The organism is Aeromonas media, assembly GCF_000819985.1.
Lineage (GTDB): Bacteria > Pseudomonadota > Gammaproteobacteria > Enterobacterales > Aeromonadaceae > Aeromonas > Aeromonas media.
This window is the reverse complement of record NZ_CDBZ01000094.1, coordinates 1-20151: the sequence shown is the minus strand read 5'-3', so window position 1 is coordinate 20151 and position 20151 is coordinate 1. Positions and strand designations below refer to the sequence as shown.

At 64.2% G+C, this 20151-nt stretch carries 19 protein-coding genes, 3 tRNA genes and 1 pseudogene; 6 read left to right on the top strand and 17 right to left on the bottom strand.

The window, feature by feature from the left end:
- Window positions 1-232: 232 nt before the first annotated feature.
- The 6 genes from BN1127_RS08500 to BN1127_RS08475 all read right to left on the bottom strand — a co-directional run bounded on the left by BN1127_RS08500 (window position 233) and on the right by BN1127_RS08475 (window position 3219).
- Window positions 233-970, bottom strand: a complete 738-nt coding sequence (locus BN1127_RS08500) for an EAL domain-containing protein (protein WP_042649140.1) — start codon at window positions 968-970, stop codon at window positions 233-235.
- A gap of 187 nt (window positions 971-1157) precedes the next feature.
- Window positions 1158-1433 (bottom strand): hypothetical protein, encoded by a 276-nt coding sequence (locus BN1127_RS08495; RefSeq protein ID WP_042649139.1) that lies wholly within the window; start codon window positions 1431-1433, stop codon window positions 1158-1160.
- 135 nt (window positions 1434-1568) lie between these two features.
- Window positions 1569-1653 (bottom strand) — tRNA-Tyr (locus BN1127_RS08490).
- 45 nt (window positions 1654-1698) lie between these two features.
- A tRNA-Tyr gene (locus BN1127_RS08485) sits at window positions 1699-1783 on the bottom strand.
- 32 nt (window positions 1784-1815) lie between these two features.
- A tRNA-Tyr gene (locus BN1127_RS08480) sits at window positions 1816-1900 on the bottom strand.
- A gap of 230 nt (window positions 1901-2130) precedes the next feature.
- Complete coding sequence (locus BN1127_RS08475; protein ID WP_042649138.1) at window positions 2131-3219, bottom strand: ketoacyl-ACP synthase III; 1089 nt, start codon at window positions 3217-3219, stop codon at window positions 2131-2133.
- A gap of 204 nt (window positions 3220-3423) precedes the next feature.
- Between BN1127_RS08475 and BN1127_RS08470 the strand changes: the two genes are divergently transcribed.
- The 5 genes from BN1127_RS08470 (at window position 3424) to BN1127_RS08450 (ending at window position 7966) form a co-directional block, all read left to right on the top strand.
- Window positions 3424-4377: a LysR family transcriptional regulator gene (locus BN1127_RS08470; protein WP_042649137.1), complete on the top strand. Its 954-nt coding sequence runs from the start codon at window positions 3424-3426 to the stop codon at window positions 4375-4377.
- Between the two features lie 128 nt (window positions 4378-4505).
- On the top strand, window positions 4506-5117 hold the full coding sequence (locus BN1127_RS08465; RefSeq protein WP_042649136.1) for a LysE family translocator: 612 nt from the start codon (window positions 4506-4508) through the stop codon (window positions 5115-5117).
- A gap of 244 nt (window positions 5118-5361) precedes the next feature.
- Entirely contained in the window at window positions 5362-7209 is a 1848-nt protein-coding gene (locus BN1127_RS08460; protein ID WP_042649135.1) for a peptidase U32 family protein, read from the top strand.
- A 123-nt stretch (window positions 7210-7332) separates the two neighbouring features.
- Complete coding sequence (locus BN1127_RS08455) at window positions 7333-7662, top strand: DHCW motif cupin fold protein (protein ID WP_042649134.1); 330 nt, start codon at window positions 7333-7335, stop codon at window positions 7660-7662.
- A gap of 46 nt (window positions 7663-7708) precedes the next feature.
- Window positions 7709-7966, top strand: coding sequence for a DUF1272 domain-containing protein (locus BN1127_RS08450; RefSeq protein WP_042649133.1), 258 nt, complete (start codon window positions 7709-7711; stop codon window positions 7964-7966).
- Window positions 7967-8155: 189 nt separating this feature from the next.
- On the opposite strand, the gene BN1127_RS08445 is transcribed toward BN1127_RS08450, so the two are convergent.
- From BN1127_RS08445 to BN1127_RS08420, 7 genes are all read right to left on the bottom strand, one after another.
- Window positions 8156-8530, bottom strand: a complete 375-nt coding sequence (locus BN1127_RS08445) for a cupin domain-containing protein (protein ID WP_041206310.1) — start codon at window positions 8528-8530, stop codon at window positions 8156-8158.
- A 346-nt stretch (window positions 8531-8876) separates the two neighbouring features.
- Entirely contained in the window at window positions 8877-9353 is a 477-nt protein-coding gene (locus BN1127_RS08440; RefSeq protein ID WP_042649132.1) for a methylated-DNA--[protein]-cysteine S-methyltransferase, read from the bottom strand.
- A complete protein-coding gene (locus BN1127_RS08435) occupies window positions 9350-10870 on the bottom strand; it encodes an AlkA N-terminal domain-containing protein (RefSeq protein ID WP_042649131.1) in 1521 nt (506 codons plus the stop codon). The genes BN1127_RS08440 and BN1127_RS08435 overlap by 4 nt, the downstream gene beginning before the upstream one ends.
- A gap of 150 nt (window positions 10871-11020) precedes the next feature.
- Complete coding sequence (locus tag BN1127_RS08430; protein ID WP_042649130.1) at window positions 11021-12499, bottom strand: carboxypeptidase M32; 1479 nt, start codon at window positions 12497-12499, stop codon at window positions 11021-11023.
- A gap of 106 nt (window positions 12500-12605) precedes the next feature.
- Window positions 12606-13187, bottom strand: coding sequence for a DNA endonuclease SmrA (gene smrA / locus BN1127_RS08425; protein ID WP_042649129.1), 582 nt, complete (start codon window positions 13185-13187; stop codon window positions 12606-12608).
- 110 nt (window positions 13188-13297) lie between these two features.
- Window positions 13298-13447, bottom strand: a complete 150-nt coding sequence (locus BN1127_RS21300; RefSeq protein ID WP_081805766.1) for a DUF3149 domain-containing protein — start codon at window positions 13445-13447, stop codon at window positions 13298-13300.
- Between the two features lie 167 nt (window positions 13448-13614).
- Window positions 13615-14496 carry a TraB/GumN family protein gene (locus BN1127_RS08420; RefSeq protein WP_042649128.1) on the bottom strand — a complete coding sequence of 294 codons (882 nt, stop codon included), beginning with the start codon at window positions 14494-14496 and terminating at the stop codon, window positions 13615-13617.
- A gap of 70 nt (window positions 14497-14566) precedes the next feature.
- Between BN1127_RS08420 and BN1127_RS08415 the strand changes: the two genes are divergently transcribed.
- The gene (locus BN1127_RS08415; RefSeq protein ID WP_042649127.1) at window positions 14567-14899 is read left to right on the top strand and encodes a DUF1904 family protein; all 333 of its coding nucleotides are present in this window, start codon (window positions 14567-14569) and stop codon (window positions 14897-14899) included.
- 116 nt (window positions 14900-15015) lie between these two features.
- Here BN1127_RS08415 and BN1127_RS08410 read toward each other — a convergent pair whose 3' ends face one another.
- The 4 genes and pseudogenes from BN1127_RS08410 to BN1127_RS08395 all read right to left on the bottom strand — a co-directional run.
- Entirely contained in the window at window positions 15016-15846 is an 831-nt protein-coding gene (locus tag BN1127_RS08410; RefSeq protein ID WP_042649126.1) for an SDR family oxidoreductase, read from the bottom strand.
- A 115-nt stretch (window positions 15847-15961) separates the two neighbouring features.
- Window positions 15962-17362 (bottom strand): OprD family outer membrane porin, encoded by a 1401-nt coding sequence (locus BN1127_RS08405; protein ID WP_042649125.1) that lies wholly within the window; start codon window positions 17360-17362, stop codon window positions 15962-15964.
- 613 nt (window positions 17363-17975) lie between these two features.
- Window positions 17976-19907, bottom strand: a complete 1932-nt coding sequence (locus BN1127_RS08400) for a methyl-accepting chemotaxis protein (protein WP_042649124.1) — start codon at window positions 19905-19907, stop codon at window positions 17976-17978.
- 59 nt (window positions 19908-19966) lie between these two features.
- Window positions 19967-20151, bottom strand: a pseudogene (locus BN1127_RS08395) (EamA/RhaT family transporter); the annotation flags it as partial.

The window sequence follows — 20151 nt, the reverse complement described above, 5'->3', positions numbered from 1 at the left end:
GGACCAGCGAGAAAGAAGGAAGGGACAGGAGGCGTTGGCGCTCTGGCTCCGGGCGTTCAGGACCAGCGAGAAAGAAGGAAGGGACAGGAGGCGTTGGCGTTCTGGCTCCGGGCGTTCAGGACCAGCGAGAAAGAAGGAAGGGACAGGAGGCGTTGGCGCTCTGGCTCCGGGTGTTCAGGACCAGCGAGAAAGAAGGAAGGGACAGGAGGCGTTGGCCTCTGGCTCCGGGTGTTCAGAACCAGCGGGAGAGGGGGGAGGGCATGGCGTAGGCGTAGCCCTGTTGGTAGTCGCAGCCGAGGCGGTTCGCTATCTCGATATGGGTCTGGGTCTCCACCCCTTCGCACACCACGGCCATGCCGAGTCGCTGCAGGTATTTCACCAGCCCCACCAGCATCTTCAAGGCGTGTGAGGTGCACGCCGCCTGCAGCAGCAGGGAGCGATCCAGTTTGACTACCTCGTAGGGCAGTGCCATCAGCCGCTGAAAGTTGCACTCCAGGGAGCCGAAGTCGTCGCAGGCGATGTGGGCGCCACGGGCGCGCAGCACCTCTATCAGCGCCCTGTACTGGCTCTCCAGCCGGGTGTGCTCCAGCACCTCGAACCAGATGTCGATCCCCACCTTGCGGGCCTGTATCAACACCAGCAGCAACAGATTCTGATAGGTCGGACTGGAAGGCGCCGGGTTGAGGTTGATGGAGAGCGTATAGGGACCTTTTTGCGCGAGCACGGGCAGGTCGCGCAGTATGGCCCTCAGCATGACGATATCCAGATGCAGGGACTCGTCCTGGCTGAGCGAGGCAAAATCGATGCCCTGATAACATTGCGCCACCGGATCCCAGCGCCTGGCCAGCGCCTCGTACCCCTTGACCTGACGGTTCCGACCGATGATCGGCTGGTAAAAGGGAACGGCAACATCTGCCATGGCCATCATTGCCATGGCACTCATCGGATACTCTTCTTTGAACGCAAACATGGCACTCACCTGATGGACGAATATGGCTGCGCATCATACAAGGCGCAGTCATCCAGCCGCTGTAGGAATTGTCTGATAATCAACCTGCTGCTTGCGTGGGCAGGGGCTGGCTGGAGAGCCGCGAGGGAGATCCGTCAGGAAGCAGGGGCGCGTGATGAAATGGGCCCAAGGGAGGTCGGGTGAGGTGTCAGCGAAGTGCGTGTTCCGGCTGGTGGCCTCCGGCATCAAGGAGGGGCGTACCATGCATGGCCTGGGCCAGCCACTCCCAGTCCAGTGGCGGTGTGCCGGCCTTGAAGCGCTGGTAGGCCTGGCCCTGATGGATGGTCAGAAACAGGGTTGTCGACAGGCCGAGGCGATTGAGATAACGCACCATGACGTCCCCTTGATAATGGTGCAGCCGTTGCTGCAGCTGGGGCAGGCTCAAGCCCTGCTCCTGGCCGGTTTCATCCCAGATTGCAAACATGCGAGGTGGCTCCTGACGGTGAGGAGTCCACTGTTTCGAAAAATGCGGAGCAGGGCAATTGTCAGATCTGACAGTGCCAAATGGAATCTTTCCAGAAAAGCGAAAACCCGGCGCGAGGCCGGGTTTTCTGAAGGATGGTGGAGGGAGAAGGATTCGAACCTTCGAAGGCAGAGCCGTCAGATTTACAGTCTGATCCCTTTGGCCGCTCGGGAACCCCTCCACAGGGGTACTACTTTTTACAGGCCTTGCATGCAATACAGGAAGATGGTGGAGGGAGAAGGATTCGAACCTTCGAAGGCAGAGCCGTCAGATTTACAGTCTGATCCCTTTGGCCGCTCGGGAACCCCTCCACGGGGTATTTTCCTGATTGTTCGCACTTGAATGGTGGAGGGAGAAGGATTCGAACCTTCGAAGGCAGAGCCGTCAGATTTACAGTCTGATCCCTTTGGCCGCTCGGGAACCCCTCCCCAAGTGCGAGGCCGCATACTACCAGATCCGGCAAGCTTGTGAACCCCCAGGCCGCATTCTGACGACAAAAAAGTGTCGACTGGTTATTTTTTGATATCTTTCGCTCAAAATTCACGCTTTTCAATGACTTTTATGCCGATGTCCAGGGAGGGCCGGCAGGGAGGAGATGCACAGAGGAGCCACGATGGGCTCCTCTTTTTTATGCGGGAAAGGGTGGTCGTGGCGAGGCTCAGGCGTCTGAGGGGCGCGCCTGCTGGCAACCCTGCACCGCGTGGGCGATGAGTTCGAGGGCGCTCTGCTCGCAGGGGGGCAGCTCCTCGTCACATTGGCCGAGCGGGGTGACGCGAGGGCCCCATTTGATGAGGGCGGCACCCCAGGTCAGGCCGGCCCCGAAGGCGGCGGTGAGCAGATAGCTGCCTGGCTTGACCCGGCCCTGCTCCAGCGCCTCACACAGGGCGATGGGCACTGTGGCGGCGGAGGTATTGCCGTACTGCTCTATGTTGACCATCACCTTCTCCATGGGGGCGTTCATGCGCTTGGCCAGGGTCTCTATGATGCGCACGTTGGCTTGGTGCGGCACTATGAGGTCGATCTGCTCGGGGGTGATGCCGGCCTGGGTCAGTACGACGCCGGTGGCCTCGCCCATGCCGCGCACGGCGCGCTTGAAGATCTCCTGCCCCTCGAAGTTGAAGGTGAACAGGCCGTCGATGTCGGCGAAACGCACCCGATCGGTGCCGAAGTTCGGCACGTGCAGTATCTCCCGCGCCTCGCTGTCACAGCCGAGCTTGCTGGCAATCAGGCCGCTCTTCTGCTCGCTCGCCTCTATCACCACGGCGCCGGCACCGTCGCCAAACAGCACGGCAGTGTCGCGCTTGGCCCAGTCCAGCAACTGGGTGAGGCGCTCTGCGCCTATCACCAGCACCTTCTGCATCATGCCGGTCTGCACCAGGGAGGTGGCGACCGAGAGTGCGTAGACAAAGCCGGTACAGGCGGCATTGAGGTCGAACACCGCCGCCTTGTGGGCGCCCAGGGCCTGCTGCACGGCGGAGGCGCAGTTCGGGACCAGCGTGCCCGGGGTGGCGGTGGCGAGTATGATGCCATCGAGTTCACCGGCGTCCAGACCGGCGCAGGCCAGGGCGCGGCGGGCGGCCAGGGTGGCGAGTGCCTGGGTGCTGACGTGGGAGACCCGGCGGGCCTTGATGCCAGTACGCGGATAGATCCACTCATCCGAGGTATCCATGATGGTGCTGAGGGCATCGTTGGTCAGCACTGCGGGAGGCAGACATTTGCCCCAGCCGGTGATATTGGCGTATTTCATCTTGTTATCGCTTCTTGTTGTGGATCGCCCGCGGGCGGAAGACATTGCGCAATTATGTCGTACAGGGTTTCCAGTGTCATCCCGCGGGGAGGGGAGCGCAAGGGGGCGCAGGGGGAACAAGGTCGTGATTTTGCTTAAATTCCCGCGCCTCCTTGTCTTAAGATGAGAGCCCGACCCAGGTTCTCCCTTCCCGAGGTGTTGTCAGTGCACAAAGCGAATCTCAACCTGTTGCCCACCCTCAAGGTGTTGCTGGAGACCCGCAACATCAGCCGGGCGGCGGAGCTGCTGCACCTGAGTCAGCCCTCCATCAGCAAGCAGCTCGGCCAGCTGCGCAGCGAGTTTGGTGACGAGCTGCTGGTGCGGGAGGGGCAGCGCTGGCTGCTGACCCCGCGGGCAGAGAGTCTGGCGGCGGCGCTTGCCGACTCGCTCGGTGCCCTGGATCGGCTCTATGCGGCGCCGGACTTTGCCCCCGAGCGCTGCGAGCGGGTGTTCCGGCTCGCCTCCTCCGACTACGTGGCCCAGCATATCCTGCCCGACATCTGCGCGGCGCTGGCCAGGGCGGCGCCCCGGGCGGCGCTGGAGTACAGCCTGTGGGACAAGCGCCAGCTGCCGCAGCTGTGGCAGTCCGAGCTGGATCTGGTCTCCACCATCACCGAGCTGGTGCCGGATCAGATCCGCGGCCTGCACCAGGGGGAGGACAGGCTGGTGATGCTGATGGGGCGTCACCACCCGCTCTCGGGCACGGCGCCCAGCCTGGATGACTACCTCGCCTGGCCCCATCTGCAGGTGAGCGGCGGCGGCGACAAGGACAGCCCGGTGGAGCAGGTGCTGGCGCCCCTGGGGCTCTCCCGCCGCTGGTTTGCCCGGGTGCCCTTCTTCCAGGCGGCGGTGGAGGTGCTGCTGCGCACCGACTGCCTGATGACCACCCCGGCCCACATCGCCTGGCAGCTCTCCCGGGAGCACGCCCTGAGCTTTTGCGATCTACCCTTCGCCACCCGGGTTCAGCAGTATCATCTGCTGTGGCACCAGCGCCACCACCTGGATCCGGCCCACCGCTGGTTTCGCGAGCTGGCCTACCCCTTCCTGCGGGATCATCTGCAGCGCACCCTGGGGGAGAGCCGCAAACAGCTGGGGCTGAAGGCAGACCCGCTCCGCTAGGGCAGTCGGTTATGCCAGCCTATAGCCATTGGCTATGGACTCTATTCATAACTTTCACTTCTGGCATAGCTGGCCGCCTCCTACCCTGATCCCAGGTAGAGACATTCGACTAGAGAGAAGGAAAGGGTATGGAAATGACGAGTTGGCTGGCGCTCGCCGCCATTTGCGCAATGGGGGCCATCAGTCCGGGGCCCAGCCTGGCGCTGATCATCCGCAACACGGTACAGGGGGGGCAGGGCCACGGAGTGGCCACGGCGCTCGGCCACGGCCTGGGGGTGGGGATCTACGCCCTCATCACGGCGCTGGGTCTCTCGGTGCTGATCACCCAGACCCCGCTGCTGTTTGATCTGATCCGCTACGGCGGCGCCGCCTTCCTCGCCTGGCTCGGAGTCAAGGCGCTGCTGGCCAGGCCCGCCAGTGGCGACGCTGCCGACGAGACTGTGCACGGGGCGCGGGGCCGTCAGGGGGCGTTCGAAGGTTTTATGGTGGCCTTTTTGAACCCCCAGCTCGCCATCTTCTTCATCGCCCTGTTCAGCCAGTTCGTGCACGCCGATACCGGCTGGCGCGAGGGGAGCATCATGATGCTGACCGCCGGGGGCATAGACGCGCTCTGGTACGTGCTGGTTGCCCTGGTGCTCTCCCGCGGTCCCGTGCTCGCCTGGCTCAAGGCCAAGTCCTTCGTGATCGATAAAATCAGCGGCCTGGTGCTGCTGGGTCTGGCGCTCAAGGTGGTGATCTGAGCTCTCCCGCGGTCTGTTCATGGCTCGCTTGGCTCAAGGCCAAGTCCTTCGTGATCGACAAGATAAGCGGCCTGGTGTTGCTGGGATTGGCGCTCAAGGTGGTGCTTTGAGCCCGCGTCCCAAAGGTGGGATAGAGGCCTGATCCAATCCTGCATTCTGCGGTGATCTTAAGCGGGATCAAGGCGAAGGGCGCCCGGTCTCGCTAGAGTGACGGGCATTTCTCGTCCGCCTTCAGACCAGACCCATGCAGGATCACACCCAGACTAACCGCCTCGAGCTGCTGGCCCCGGCCAGGAACCTCGCCTATGGCATCGAAGCCATCAACCATGGCGCCGATGCCGTCTATATGGGCGGCCCCGCCTTTGGCGCCCGCAGCGCGGCGGGCAACTCCCTCGAAGATATCGAAGCGCTGGCGCGCCACGCCCACCGCTTCGGCGCCCAGGTGTTCGTCGCCTTCAACACCTTGCTGCATGACCACGAGCTGGAGCAGGCCCGGCGCCTGACCCACCAGATCTACGAAGCCGGGGCCGATGCGCTTATCGTGCAGGACATGGGGCTGCTGGCCCTGGATCTGCCCCCCATCGCGTTGCACGCCAGCACTCAGACCGACAACCGCACGCCGGAAAAGGTGAAGTTTCTGCAGGACGTGGGCTTCTCCCAGGTGGTGCTGGCACGCGAACTCTCCCTCGAGCAGATCCGTGCCATCAGCGCCCAGACCCAGGTGCAGCTGGAATTCTTTATCCACGGCGCCCTGTGCGTCTCCTACAGCGGTCAGTGCAACATCAGCCACGCCCGCACCGGGCGCAGCGCGAACCGTGGTGAGTGTGCCCAGCTCTGCCGGCTGCCCTGCTCCCTGCAAACGCCAGGGGGTGAGGTGCTGGTGGAGAACAGCCACCTGTTGTCCCTCAAGGACATGGATCAGAGCGCGAACCTGGAGGCGCTGATCGCCGCGGGCATCCGCTCCTTCAAGATTGAGGGGCGCCTCAAGGGGGTGGACTACGTCAAGAACGTCACCGCCTGGTATCGCCAGAAGCTGGACGCCATCCTGGAGCGCCGCCCCGATCTGGTGGCCGCCTCCGCCGGTCGTTGCAGCTACGGCTTCACACCGGATCCGAAGAAGAGCTTCAACCGGGGCAGCACCGACTACTTCCTCCATGGCCGAAAGCCGGACATCGACTCGCCGCGCAGCCCGAAATATCTGGGTGAGCCGCTCGGGCGCGTCAGCAGGGTGACCCGAGATTGCATCGAGATCGACGGCAAGCAAGTGACCCTCAACAACGGCGACGGCCTCGGCTTCTTCAAGCCGGGGGGCGAGCTGGTGGGGATGCGCCTGAACAAGGTGGAAGGCAAGCAGTTACTGCTGTCGGAGCGCATGCCCGGGCTCAAGGTCGGTGCCGAGATCTTCCGCAACCACGATCAGGCATTCAGCAAGTTGCTGGAAAAGCCGAGTGCGGATCGCCGCATCCGGGTCGATATGCACCTCTCCGAGTGCGACGAGGGATTACGGCTCGCACTGGTCGACGAGCAGGGCATCAGTGCCACCGTCACGTTCCCCTGCGACAAGCTGCCGGCCGACAATCCGGCGCGGGCGCTGCAACAGGCGAGGGATCAGCTTGGCAAACTCGGCAACACCCTGTTTGAGGCGCGCCAGATTGAGTTGGTATTCACTTCTCCCCTGTTTATTGCCGCATCAGTGCTCAACGGCCTGCGCCGGGACGCCATCGCCGCCCTGGAAGCGGCCCGTCTGGCCGCCTACCGGCGACCCGAGCGGCGCATCCCGTTGCGAGGCGCCACCTACCCCCAACACCGTCTCTCCTACCTCGGCAACGTGCTGAACAGCGCGGCGGAGCAGTTCTTCCGCGACCACGGGGTGGGGCGCATCGCCCCCGCTTTTGAGGCGAACAAGGAGCTGGGGGAGGTGGTGTTGATGACAACGAAACATTGCATTCGCTACAGCCAGCACCTCTGCCCGAAGGAGGTGCCCGGCCTCAAGGCCGAGCCGCTGGAGCTCAAGATGGGCAAGGACAGCTTCCGCCTGCGCTTTGACTGCCATCGCTGCGAGATGCAGGTGATGGGCAGCCTAAAGGGGTGATGGCTGCCCGTGTGGGCATAGGGCAGGAGCGGATTTGATGGCAGTATGGGGCGCTGCCTTGTTACGGATGTCCCGTGGTGAGCCGTCTTCCCCAAGCCTTCCTCTGCTGACAAAGGATCTGTCATGAACATCAATGCACTGCCGTTTTGCACCACGAACTGGGCCGACATCCCGCCAACCGAACACAAGGGGGAACGGGGCGTCGCCCGCTGGCACACCCGGCAGTTCGGGGATCTGCGGGTGCGGATGGTGGAGTACTCCCCCGGCTATCTGGCGGATCACTGGTGCAGCAAGGGCCATGTTCTGCTCTGCCTCGAGGGGGAGCTGCACACCGAGCTGCAGGATGGCCGCGTCTTCACTCTGACGCCGGGCATGAGCTATCAGGTGGCGGACAACGCCGAGCCCCATCGCTCTTACACCGATCAGGGCGCCCGGCTCTTTATCGTCGACTGAGCCGCGCCCTTTCCCGTCTCCCCCTTCCTCTTTCAGGAACCAGTCCATGCTTGAACTCAGACCGAACTGTGAATGCTGTGACCGGGATCTGCCCGCCGACACGGCGGTCGCCTATATCTGCTCCTTCGAGTGCACCTTCTGCGCCGAGTGCAACGATCAGTATCTGCACCTGACCTGCCCCAACTGTGGCGGCGAGCTGGTCAGGCGCCCGCGCCGCCCGGTGGCCAAACTGGTGAACAACCCCGCCTCCCTCAAGCGCGTCTTCAACCCGGCTCTGAAAGCGACCCTGAGCAAGGGACGCTAGGGCTGCCGGGCACACATGTGGGCAAGCCACCATTTGAATTCTTGCCCACGCCTCCAGTCGTCAGGGGGAAACGGTATGGCTGTGGAACCATGACGGGTGGACAAGACGAGGCTGCTGGGAGGTCTGTACCGGTGGGCGAGCGCCCACCGGTGGGTTCGGTCGCAACCCTGGCGGGTTGCCGACGACACACTATGGTTTGGCGAACTGATCGGCGCTCAGCACCTCGATGCCAACGAACGGCTGATCGCCCTCGACCCAGGCATCGTGCCCCGGTGGAATGGTGTAGGACTCCCCGGCGTTGATGGTCTTGAGGGTGCCATCAGCGAGACGGACCGTGAGCGACCCCGAGACGGCGTAACCCAGGTGCGAGAGCTGGCATTGCTCCGTCTTGACGACCGGTTTGATGCAGTCAGACCAGCGCCAGCCGGGGGCGAAGTTGAACCGCCCTATGGTGTAGCCATCGAGTTTGACGACCTCGACCCGGGTCTTGTCGGGGGTGCGCACCTCGTCTGGGGCGCCGTGGGACTTCACCTGGAATTCAGTGACGGTGACTGGAGTGGACATGTTTCCTCCTCGTTTCAAACGGATCGCGGCGATAGCTGCGATCGGATCGCCAGGAAACACGCCGTGATCTCGATAGTCAGCAAGCTGCCAACGCGCAGCGTCATCCCGGTATTCGAAGTATTCGCCCAAACTCCCGTCGGCGCCGTGCTTTGAGGCCCGTGACCGGCAAGTATTCAACCCGGGGGCGGCGTCCCGCTTTCACCTTCTCGGAGTCATCGGTATAACCGTTTATTTCAATCTCTTGTCTGGTTGGCGCCAGACGAAGTGCTGTCTGGCCGTGCAGGCTGGATGGGATGCATGGCCAGGGGCCGGACGGCCCCTGGTTGTGGAGACTCAGAGGCGTGGGTCAGCGCGAAATCCCCTCGAGGTGCAGCAGCGCCTGCTTGATGGGCAGGCCGCCCGCATAGCCGGTGAGGCTGCCACTTTGGCCAATCACGCGATGGCAGGGCACTATGATGGAGAGCGGGTTGCGGCCGTTCGCGGCGCCCACCGCACGGCTCGCGCTCGGCTTGCCGATGGCGCGGGCGATGTCGCCGTAGCTGCGCGTCTCGCCATAGGGGATGTCGCACAGTGCCTGCCACACCGCCTGCTGAAACGCCGTGCCCCGCGCCGCGAGCGGCAGCGTGAAGCGCTGCAACCGGCCCGCGAAGTAGTCTCGAAACTCGGCGAGGAAGGGGGTGAGCGCCTCGCCGTCCTGCCGCCAGTCGCTCATGTCTGGCAGCGGCCGCAGCCCGGCCACGAAGTCCACGTGGACCAGACCGCGCTCATCGATGGCGACCAGCAGATCGCCGCAGCGGGTGGGCAACATATCGTAACGGATCATGGGGTTGTCTCCTTGGGTTCGTTGTCCGGGTTTTCCCGGGTCGGGTCTGTCAGCAGTGCAGGCTGCTCGCTCATGGCGTGCCACAGCCAGCTCGCGGCATAGGCGCGCCATGGTTGCCAGGGCGCGCTGCGCGCTTCCACCTCCTTCACCGGCAGCTTGGTGCCGCCCCCCAGCGCCTTTTGCAGCACGAGATCCGAGGCGGGGAAGGCGTCCGTGTCCAGCCCGCAGCGCAGCCGCCAGTACGCGACCGTCCAAGGGCCTATGCCCGGCAGCACGAGCAGTTGCTCGTCGCTCGCGCTGCCAAGGGTGAGGGCGCCGCTCGCGAGCGCCGAGGCCAATCCCTGCAGCGTGCGGATGCGGCTGCCCGGCATGCCGATGCCGTCGAGATTGAGCTCGCACAACTGCGCCGGCGTGGGTAGCTGCGCCGTGCCGAACTGCGCCAGGGTGCGCGCCACCAGGCGCCCCATGATGGTGATGGCGCCCTTGACCGACACCTGCTGGCCGACGATGGCGCGCAGCATCACCTCGTACTCGTCCCAGCCCCCCGGCAGTCGCACCCCGGGCCAGCGCCCCTGTATCCGCGCCAGCAGCGGATCCTGCCCGAGTTGCTTGCCGATGCGCACCATGTCCGCGTCGAGATCCCACATGCGGCGCACGCGATACAGTATGTCCGGCAGCGCACTCGGCGGCAGATCCTGCACCGTCAACCTGAGCCTGTTTCCCTCAAGGGGCTCGATGCGGACGAGCCCCTCCTGCTCATCGACCCGGTGGCGTCGCTCATAACCGTGCTCATCCACCCGCTCCAGCCCCGGAATGGCGCGCAGCCTGTAGAACGCGAGCATGGCCTGCGCATCGAACGGCGGGCGATACATCAGTTGCAACTGCAGGCTTGCTTGCGGTGTCTGCGCCGGCGCACCGCCTTCCTGTTTGCGCAGGGCACCGGGCGTCAGCCCGTATGCCTGGTGCCAGGCATCGTTGAAGCGGCGAATGCTCGCAAAGCCCGACGCGAACGCGACGTCCGTGATGGGCAGCCGCGTCTCCGTCAGCAGCCGCTTCGCGAGCAGCAGGCGGCGTGTCTGCTCCACCTGTTTTGGCGAGGCGCCGAGGTGTTGCTCGAACTGACGCCGCAGCGTGCGCTCAGTGATCCCGGCTTGCGCCGCGAGCGCGCCTAGGCTGTGCTCCGCGAGCTCACCGCGTTCGATGCGCGCCAACACCTGAGCGACCAGGGGCGGCAGATCCCCGCTCTGGGACGGTGCGAGCTCCGGGCGACAGCGCAGGCAGGGGCGCAGCCCGTGCTGCTCCGCCGCCGCCGCGAAGCGAAAATAGCGCACGTTGTGCTCGTGCGGCGCCCGCGCAGGGCAGATGGGGCGGCAATAGATGCCGGTGGACAGCACGCCGGTGAAGAAGCGGCCGTCGAAACGCGCGTCTCGCGCTAGCCGGGCGGCATGGCACTGCTCGCGCGTGAGGCCGGGGATGATCTCGTCCCTGGGGGATTCATGTGATGGCACTGTGGTCATGGCATGACTCGGATTTCTGTGGGCATGTCCCAGAGACTAAGCGGGGGCGAGAGGGGTGACTAGCCAAAAACGGACAGGGATAGCAAAAAAATCGGGCGCTCGGGGAGGGGATAACAGGGCGCAGCGCGAGGCTGCGCCCTGGGAAGGCGCTTATTTCAAATAGCGCTGCTCGAGGTGCTTGCGCAGCCACTGCGGATTGAGTGCCTCGCCGGTTGCGCGACGGATGAGCTCGTCCGTGCCGTGCAGGCTGCCCTGGGACCAGATGTGGCGGCCGAGCCAGCCAAAGATCTCCGGCAGGCGGCCCGCCGCGATGAGCTGCCCCATGTCGCCGAGTTCACGTTCCAGCGCGAAGCGCAGCTGCGCCGCGTACATGGCGCCGAGCGTATAACTCGGGAAGTAGCCAAACGAGCCGTCCGTCCAGTGAATGTCCTGCATGCAGCCATTCTGGTAGTTGCCCTTCGTGGACAGCCCGAGCCACTGCTGCATCTTCGCATCCCACAGCGCCGGGATGTCCGCGACCTCGATGCGCCCCTCGATGAGATCGCGCTCCAGCTCGTAGCGCAGGATCACGTGCGCCGGGTACGTCACCTCGTCCGCATCGACGCGGATGAAGCCGGGCTCGACCCTGTTGTACAGCTTCTCGAGGTTCGCCGGTGCGAGCGCGGCCTGCTCGCCGAAGTGCGCGCGAATGCGCGGCGCTATCTGCGCGAGGAACGCGGGGTGATGGCCGAGCTGCATCTCGCAGAACAGGCTCTGGCTCTCGTGAATGCCCATGGAGCGCGCCTCGGCGACCGGCTGGCCGAGCAGATGGCGCGGCAGCCCCTGTTCGTAGCGCGCGTGGCCCGTCTCGTGGACTATGCCCATCAGGCTGGAGACGAACTCCTGCTCGTTGTAGCGCGTGGTGATGCGCACATCCGTCGGTACGCCGCCGCAGAACGGGTGGCTGCTCACATCGAGCCGGCCGTGGGCGAAATCAAAGCCGAGCAGCCCCATCACCTCCTGGCCGAGCGCCTGCTGCGTCGCGATGGGGAAGGGGCCTTGTGGGGTGAGGATGGCGTCGCTCTTCTGCCGCTCGCTCACGGTCTGGATGAGGCCGGGCAGCCAGCTCGTCAGATCGCCGAAGATCTGATCCAGCCGTGCACTCGTCATGCCGGGCTCGTACAGCGCCAGCATGGCGTCATAGGGGCGTACCCCGAGCGCGTCGGCGCGCAAGGTCGCCACCTCCCGCGACAGGCGCACCACCTCCTCCAGGTTAGGGGCAAAGCCCGCCCAGTCGTTCTCCTTGCGCTGGCGGCGCCAGGCGTGCTCGCACTTGCTGCCGGCCAAGGAGAGCGCCTCCACCAGATCGCTTGGCAGCAGGCTCGCATCCTGCCAGTGGCGTTTTATCTCATGGAGGTTCGCGCGCTGGATCTCGTCCAGCGGTTCGCTCTCGGCCCTGGCAATCCAGTCGCCGAGCTCGGGGGCGGTGCGCTTGTGGTGGATCAGCACGCCGAGCTCCGCCATCGCCTCGGCGCGGGCCTCGTTGCCCCCCTCCGGCATCATGGCGGCCTGATCCCAGCCGCAGATGGCGGACAGGTGGGAGAGGCGGTGCAGTTGTTGCTGATGTTGTTCGAGTTTCTGGTATGACATGGGATTGTCCTTGTTATCGTCCCTGATGGTATGCACCCCGTACCTGGCATGATCGGGGCAGCCCGATGCTAGCACTGTGCCGCGGGCGGGGGCCACCCTCAGGCGGTCAGCCGAGGCGCTTCTGGTGACGTTCGCGGTTCTCGGCCTTCTTGCGCTCGCTCTTTCGCAGCAGCACATAGAGCGCACCGCTGCCGCCGTGGCGACGCTCGGCGCTGTGCATGGCCATCACCGCAGGCAGTTGCGGCAGCCAGGCGCTGACATGGCTCTTGAGCAGGGCGCGCGGCGTGCTGCGTTCCCCCTTGCCATGCAGGATCAGCAGGCAGCGGATGTCGCGCACCTCGCACTCCTGGATGAACTGCACCAGGGCGGTTCGCGCCTCCTTGATGGTTTTGTGGTGCAGGTCGAGGGAGCCTTGCAGCTCGTACTTGCCGAGCCGCAGCTTCTTGTAGACCCCCTCCTGCACGCCGTCGCGCTTGAAGCCGACGATGTCGTGGGGATCCAGCATGGGGACAGCCTCCATGCTGAGGTGATCCAGGGTGAGCTGTTCGGCGGTGGCGGCCTCCCGGCGCGCGAGTTGCGCCTCGGTCGGCAGGCTGTTGCCCGCGCCGGGGGCTATGTGGTCGCTGCGCAGCGGCCGCACGTCGGCCACTTCCTGCAGGAACAGTGAGAGTTCGTCGTCATGAGACACGGCAGGCTCCCCGCATGAGAATGAGGGGGGCATTATAGCGGGCCTGGCCTGTGCTTAGAATGGCGGGGGCGCGGCGGGCTCAGGGGCCCGCACCTGGTGTCGCCGTCGGGTTATTGACCCTCTTTCGGCGGCTCGGCGTGCATCACCTTGTAGATGAAATAGACCGCATAGGCGCTGATCAGCAGGAAGGTGCCGATAATCACCAGCATGGACATCAGCCCCACGCTGTTGCCGAACATCAGGTTCATCCAGAATTCCATCTCGTTCACTCCTGTCATTGCGCGATGACAGGCATGATAGATACCTCTTTGGGTGGGATGAGATGATCTCGATCAAGTCCCTTTGTGGTTATTTAATCGGCAACCCATTCTGTGAGCGGCCTCGCACCCGGCGCCCCGCACGGCGGCAGGGCGCCGGTCTGGCGGCCTTAGTTTGCCGCTGCGGGCTCGGTGAGCGGCGTGATGCGCCAGCCTTGTTGCTCCAGCAGGGCGAGCAGGCCCTGCTCGCCGTAAAGGTGCAGGGCCCCTACCACGATAAAGCTCTCGTTTGGCAGGCCGGGCCACTTCTTGACCCAGTTGCGGTTGCGTTCCGCCAGCAGGGTCTGCTCCAGCCAGGCTTGCAGCTTGGGCGGCGCCATCTCCTCTTTGAGCAGGTTGATCAGGGTGGCCTGATCCCCGTTCTGCCAGGCCGCCATGACCTCGGCGAACCCCTTCTCGAGCTCAGGCAGCTCATCCAGGGTGCTCTCCAGCATCAGGGTCTGGTTGTCACCGACGCTCGCCAGATAGCCGAGCTGCTCCAGCAGGGTTTCCAGCCCGACTATGGGTTTGCCGCCGTCGTTTGCCCGCTTGGCGAAGTGCTGATCCACCCCGAATTCACCGCGATAGCCGGTGCGCTCCAGCGCCGCCTGGGTCAGGGTGATGGCGGCAAACCAGGGGCGCAGTGGTGCCAGCATGGCCTCGGTCAGGCCGTTCTGGCCGGCGGCGATCAGGGTGCGCCGGTAGAGATCCATGGGCAGGTGATCCTTGAGGGTCTTGCCATCCACCAGCCGGGTGATGGCCCCCATCTCCTGCCACTGCTCCTGGCTGATGTGGGTCATGTCGACCTCCATCACCAGGGCGCGACTCTGCTGCCAGGCGCGCTCGACGGGATCCGGCAGGGGATAGAGGGAGGGCTTGCCCGCATGGATGGACCCCAGCAACCAGTGCTGCTCGTTGCCCTTGCTGATGCGATAGAAGGCCGGATCGGCAAAGGCGTTCAGCGGCAGCAGCAGCCAAAGCAGTAAGGGAAGCAGCGTGCGATGGAATCTCATGAGGCACCTTATGTGAGCGGGATGAGTGCTCTATGATAAGTCCTCATTTGTCACAGCCAAGAGGTTTCCCATGCCCCACCTTCGCTTTCGGGCAGTTTCTGTCGACACCCTGCAGCAGATAAGCACGTCCCTGCTGGCGGATCTCTGTGCCCTGACTGGCGGCAAGCCGGAGTTCGTCACCCTGGAGTGCGTTGCCAGCACCCAGGTGAGGGACGGTGCGAACGACGCAGGTTTTCCCTTCGTGGAGCTGGTCTGGTTCGAGCGCCCGCAGGAGGTGCAGGATGCCGCCGCCGCCCTCATCACCCGTCACCTCAAGGCGGTGTTGGGTGAGCAGATCTACGTGGTGGTGCAGGTGTTGCCCATCGTCAAGAGCGCCTACTACAGCAACGGCCAGCACTATTGAACGCATGTCACGTCGGATAGCGATGCTGTCCAGACGGTCAAGTCCCGGTACGACAGCAATGGCCAGCACTACTGAGCAGATGCACGTGTTCGGGCGGGGATCAGTCCCGCCGGGGATCAGGCCGACTTGCCGAGGATCCGGTCAAGCCAGCGGCTCGGCAACAGGCGACGCAATATGCTGAACAACCTGGTGGGCAGGGTGACCGGGTATCGATGCCTGGGGCGTTTGCTCTGGAGCGCGTGCAGCAGCGGCGGTATGCAGGCCTCGCTTGGCAGCGTGAAGCCGCTGGTAGAGCCCTCTTTCTCCAGCCGGGTCAGGGTCTGGCGATAGGCGCCCTGATGGCGGCTCTGGGCCGGATCGATGTGGCGTACGAAGGCGTCGCGGGCATTGGCGCGAAACCGGGTGTCGATGGGGCCGGGCTCGATCAGGCTGATGTGCACGCCACTGCCCTCGAGTTCGAGGCGCAGGGTGTCGGTGTATCCTTCCAGCGCGAACTTGCTGGCGTTGTAGGCGCCGCGATACTTCATGGCCACCAGGCCAAGCACCGAGCTGTTCTGCACTATCCGCCCCTCGCCTGCGGCCAGCATGGCCGGCAGCACCTGACGAATGAGATGGTGCCAGCCAAACAGGTTGGTGTTGAACTGCGCCTTGAGCGCCTCCGTGGGCAAGTCTTCCAGCGCGCCGGGCTGGCCGTAGGCACCGTTGTTGAACAGCCCGAACAAGCGCCCCCCGGCCAGGACCAGCGCCTCTGCCGCCCCCCGCTCTATGCTGGCGGTGTCCGCCAGATCCAGCTGCACCGCCAGCAGACCCTGCTGCTGCAACTGGGCGACATCCTCGGCCTTGCGGGCGGAGGCGATCACGGTGAAGCCGTGGGCGCCGAGCGCGTTGGCGGCGGCGAGGCCGATGCCGCTGGAGCAGCCGGTGATAAGCACGAAGGGGTGGGGCATGAAGATCATCCTGATTGGCGGCCAGCACAGGGCCGAAGTGGGCATGGTAGCCCGAGTGCCACCAAAAACAAAACCGGGCCACGTGGCCCGGTTTTCGATCAGAACAGATGCCTGATTACATGATGGTGAACGGCATGATGATGTGGAACTTGACGTCATGCTCGGAGCTGAACATGTTCGGGTAGTACCAGCTGCCCTTGTCGTCCTGCTCGTTGTTGTAATCGGTGTAGTGCAGTTTGAACAGTGTGCCCTTCAGCTTGCCGTCCTGCACCGTGTACATGACGTCGAAGTTGACGGCCCACTCTTTGCCCGGCTCCAGGGTGCCGTCGCCATTGTTGGCATCCCAACCGTAGGCACCGGAGACACCGGCGGCCCAACCCGGAGCACCGACCAGGTCATCCAGGGTACGTGTGGTACCGAAGAAGACGGCCTTCTCTTCGTTGTGGTTCCAGTCTGAGCGGGAATCCCACCAGATCTCGTTCGCACCCTGGGAGTTTCCGTAGCCACGGGTCAGACGGGGCAGGTAGTTGCCCAGATCCCCTTCAGCCTTGGTGTAGAGACCTTCCAGGCGGAAGGCATAGGGACCGGCTGCCCAGCTGGCGGTCAGGGCCTGTTGCCATGCCAGACCGTCATAGTCTTCGTTCTCGGTGTCGGAACCGTAGAACTGGTAGCTGGTGTTCAGGCCACCCAGCACGTCAAACTTGTGAGCCAGCTTGAAGTGGTAGCTGTCCATGTAACCTTCGGACTGACCGAAGCCACCTGTGATGGCGGTGCCGTTCTCGAAGGTGTAACGGGCTGCCAGACCGTGGATGTAGTCGATCTTGTTCGCATCGGTGAAGGGATCGCTGGCATAGGGGCTGCTCTTGGAGAAGCCGGCGGTGTTCTTGAACCAGGGCGCCTTGTACTCGTCGGCGATGGCGTAGGTCAGGTAGAGGCCACCGAAGGTGCCTTCGATCTGGCCACCGCGGTAGGTACCGGGTTGATAGGACCAGTTGACGCCGAGGATGCCGGGTACATAGAGCTGGGTGTAACCACCCTTGGCGGTGACAGCGTCACCGAACTTGAATTTCAGGGCGGCGGTGGAGAGGCTGAAGCCATTCTCGGGAACACCGTCACCACCTGAACCCCACTGGTCGCCCCAGAAGGAGAACTCGTTCTCTTCGTTGACCCCGTTGCTCTCGTCAACGGCCAGGTCATAGGCGCCAAAGCCGCCGACATCCAGTCCGACCATGCCCCAGGCATAACCGGAGTTGTAGTTCAGGGCTGCCTGGGTGGTGGCATGGCTCAGGTTGGAGTGGTATTTGCCGTCCTGACCCGGACCGGCCTGGACGCGATCACGCTCGCGCTGGAAGTAGAACAGGCCGCCTGTCAGCTTGCCTTCGTCGATGAAGGCTTCATAGGACTTGCCGTAGTCCGGGCTCATCATGTCTTGAGCCGCGGATGCCATGCCGGGGGCGAGCAGCGCCGCAACCACGGCGGCACTCAAAGAGGCGCGCTTGAAGATCACTTTTTCCATTTGTTATTGCTCCTGATTTTATGGACTTAGCTTTTTTTCCGGCAGTCGGGCAGGCGCCCGCCGCTCGGTATTGGCATTGCAATCAACACCCCGTAGGGCAAAAGAAATTATTCTGTGTTGTGCCCATATGCCCGGATGCCTTGGCGCATCAATGAAGGGCAATCTGCATCTTTACAGTCATTATTTTTTAGGTCTCGATCCTTGGCGATCTGACACCACCAAGAGTACGTTCGCGGTGCGAAATATCAACATGAAGTTCCCGCCAAGTTTCAAAAATATGACCGAGTGCAAATAATCATGATTCTTGGTGTGGGCACTCCCAGCCCGCTCGTGTCGGTAATGAGAACGTTTTCATGTGGTTTTTCCCGTTAACCGGAAGGGATCTGGGTGCGGATGCAGAACTTTCTTTGTTAACCTGGTGGCAACATATAATTTTGTGTCACAAAAAAAGATATTCACCCTTGTCGGGGTTGTGTCTCCTGCTCGGCGCGTCGAGCAGGCTCCCCCGAGGGGTCATGGGCGCGAGGGACGGAGGGGGTTAACCGGGTGCGGGCATATCAGGGAACAGGCCGGGCGCCTCAAGGGGGCCCGGCCCGATAGGGGGGAGGGCGACTCAGGCCTGACTCAGGATCCGGGGGATCTGCTGGGCCTGGTGGTGGATGTGCTCCGATACCTGCACCGAGAGGCGGCTGCCCTGGCGGGCGTGCTGGCTGATGCGGCCGATGAGGGCGGCGAAGCTGGCGAGTCTGTGCTCCTGGCTCCTGGCGTTGTCGGCACCCTGCAGGGCGATGACGGCGGTGCTGCGCGCCATCTCCCGCACCGTCTGGGTGGTCTGGCGCAACTGTTCGGCCTGCTGGCGCTGAGCGGCTGCCTCTGCGGTGATGCGGGCCAGCACGGTGGCGAGCTGATCTCCTGCCTGGGTGAGGCTCGCCAGGATCTCGGTGATCTGGCCGAGGGAGCGCTGGGTGTCGGCGGAGAGGTGGCGCACCTCGTCGGCGACCACCGCGAAGCCGCGTCCCTGCTCACCGGCACGGGCCGCTTCTATGGCGGCGTTGAGCGCCAGCAGGTTGGTCTGCTGTGAGATGTGGCCGATGACGTCGACGATGGCGGTCACATCTTCAACCGAGCGGGTCAGCTGGGCCAGGGCGCCGCTGCTCTCGTCGATGGCGAGCCCGGTCTGGGCGGTGGCCGCCAGCATGCCCCCCACCAGCAGCTCACTCTGGCTCATGGAGTGCTCGTTGTGCTGGGCGTGCTCCGCTATCTCGGCGGCGACCTGGTGTACCTCGCCGGCAAGTTGATTGAGCTCCTGCATCATGGTGTCGCTCTCATCCACCGCCTGCTCGGTGGTGCGGGTGCTGTGGTGGATCTCCTGCACCTGCTCCACCATCCCCTGCAGGCTGGAAGAGACGCTCGAGAGCTGCCCTGCCTTCTGCTGTTGATCCTGTTGCAGCCGCTGGATCAGGCGGTTGTAGCTCGCGACTATGTCGGCCAGCTCGTTGCGCTCGCGCCCCGTTGCCAGCAACTGCGCCTGGCCCGTGGCATCGAGCTGCAGGAAGGCCGCCCGCAGTCGCAGCAGGGGCCTGACCAGCCAGCGGCGCTGCACCAGGGCAAACAGCAGGGCGACCACCACCAGACAGAGCGCCAGGGAGCCGAGCACGGTGGCGAGCTCCCGGTTCATGGTCTGGCGGGCGGCGGTTAGCTGCTCCCCCAACTGCTCGCCGGCCTGCAGCAGCTGCGCGATGTCCTGCTGCACCATCTGGCGCGCGGCCTGCTGCTGTTGCAGCGCCTTGCGGCTGTTCTCGAGCTCCATGGGATAGCGTTTTAGCAGGGAGGTCAGCTCGGCTTTGGGCAGCTCCCCGAGCTCCTTGCGCACCGGCTCCCCCAGAGTGAACTCATCGGCGGCGGTCTCCTCGAAGAGGTTCAGACTCGGCAGGGCCGTCAGCGCGTCCGCCTGCTTTTGCAGGGCGGCGAGTTCGAACAGCAATCCTTCGAGGCGCTTGGCGCTCGCCTGCTCCATGTAGTTCTGGCGCTGGTGGGCGAGGGCGGGCAGGGTCGCCAGTATGTCGGCGGCCCCCTGGCGGTAGGCCTCGGCGCTGGCCGGATCCAGGTCAGCACCCTGCTGGCCGTAACGCAGCAGCGCCCGGGCCTGGGTGCTCAGCTCGTTCTCGGCGTTTTGCAGCAGCCACTGGCTGTTGCCGGAGAGCTTGCCTGCCGCCAGGTAGTCGCCCTCGATGCGTGCCCCCATCTGTTCGAGCAGGGCACGCAGCGGACTGGTTTGTGACCCGTCTTGCTGCGCCAGAAGCGAGAGCGCCTGCTGGCGCACTCCCTGGGCTTCGGCCAGGCGCAGGGGATCGCCGCTGCCGAGGTAGTCGCGAAGCGCCCCCTGCAACGGGCCGCTCAGTTGTTGTTGCAGGCGTTCCTGCTGGCGCTGGGCCTGTTCGGCCCGATTGAACTGCTGCCAGCCGTGAAACAGGGCGGCGGCCTGAACGCCAGCCACCAGCAGCAGTACGAGGGAGGAGAGGGAGGCATAATGAGCAATTTTCACATCAGAGTCCTGCTTGAACCACGCAATGGGCGTGAGCTTAAGCAGGCCTGATGGCGTTTTTATGACAGTGGCTCTGCCACTGGCCGAGTCTTGGGTGTTTTCACCAGCAAACCGAGCAGGGCTCCGCCCATGATGAGAGCCCCCGCCAGCAGGTGGCGCGGGGTGAGCTGCTCACCGTTGAGCCAGACCAGCAGCAGGGTGCTCAGCAAGGGGGTGAGGTAGGCCGGGAATTCAGATAATAAGT

Coding starts and splice junctions, on each gene's coding strand:
- BN1127_RS08500 (WP_042649140.1), bottom strand. CDS start 970: ATGTTTGCGTTCAAAGAAGAGTATCCGATGAGTGCCATGGCAATGATG.
- BN1127_RS08495 (WP_042649139.1), bottom strand. CDS start 1,433: ATGTTTGCAATCTGGGATGAAACCGGCCAGGAGCAGGGCTTGAGCCTG.
- BN1127_RS08475 (WP_042649138.1), bottom strand. CDS start 3,219: ATGAAATACGCCAATATCACCGGCTGGGGCAAATGTCTGCCTCCCGCA.
- BN1127_RS08465 (WP_042649136.1), top strand. CDS start 4,506: ATGGAAATGACGAGTTGGCTGGCGCTCGCCGCCATTTGCGCAATGGGG.
- BN1127_RS08460 (WP_042649135.1), top strand. CDS start 5,362: ATGCAGGATCACACCCAGACTAACCGCCTCGAGCTGCTGGCCCCGGCC.
- BN1127_RS08455 (WP_042649134.1), top strand. CDS start 7,333: ATGAACATCAATGCACTGCCGTTTTGCACCACGAACTGGGCCGACATC.
- BN1127_RS08450 (WP_042649133.1), top strand. CDS start 7,709: ATGCTTGAACTCAGACCGAACTGTGAATGCTGTGACCGGGATCTGCCC.
- BN1127_RS08445 (WP_041206310.1), bottom strand. CDS start 8,530: ATGTCCACTCCAGTCACCGTCACTGAATTCCAGGTGAAGTCCCACGGC.
- BN1127_RS08440 (WP_042649132.1), bottom strand. CDS start 9,353: ATGATCCGTTACGATATGTTGCCCACCCGCTGCGGCGATCTGCTGGTC.
- BN1127_RS08435 (WP_042649131.1), bottom strand. CDS start 10,870: ATGACCACAGTGCCATCACATGAATCCCCCAGGGACGAGATCATCCCC.
- BN1127_RS08430 (WP_042649130.1), bottom strand. CDS start 12,499: ATGTCATACCAGAAACTCGAACAACATCAGCAACAACTGCACCGCCTC.
- BN1127_RS21300 (WP_081805766.1), bottom strand. CDS start 13,447: ATGGAATTCTGGATGAACCTGATGTTCGGCAACAGCGTGGGGCTGATG.
- BN1127_RS08420 (WP_042649128.1), bottom strand. CDS start 14,496: ATGAGATTCCATCGCACGCTGCTTCCCTTACTGCTTTGGCTGCTGCTG.
- BN1127_RS08415 (WP_042649127.1), top strand. CDS start 14,567: ATGCCCCACCTTCGCTTTCGGGCAGTTTCTGTCGACACCCTGCAGCAG.
- BN1127_RS08410 (WP_042649126.1), bottom strand. CDS start 15,846: ATGCCCCACCCCTTCGTGCTTATCACCGGCTGCTCCAGCGGCATCGGC.
- BN1127_RS08405 (WP_042649125.1), bottom strand. CDS start 17,362: ATGGAAAAAGTGATCTTCAAGCGCGCCTCTTTGAGTGCCGCCGTGGTT.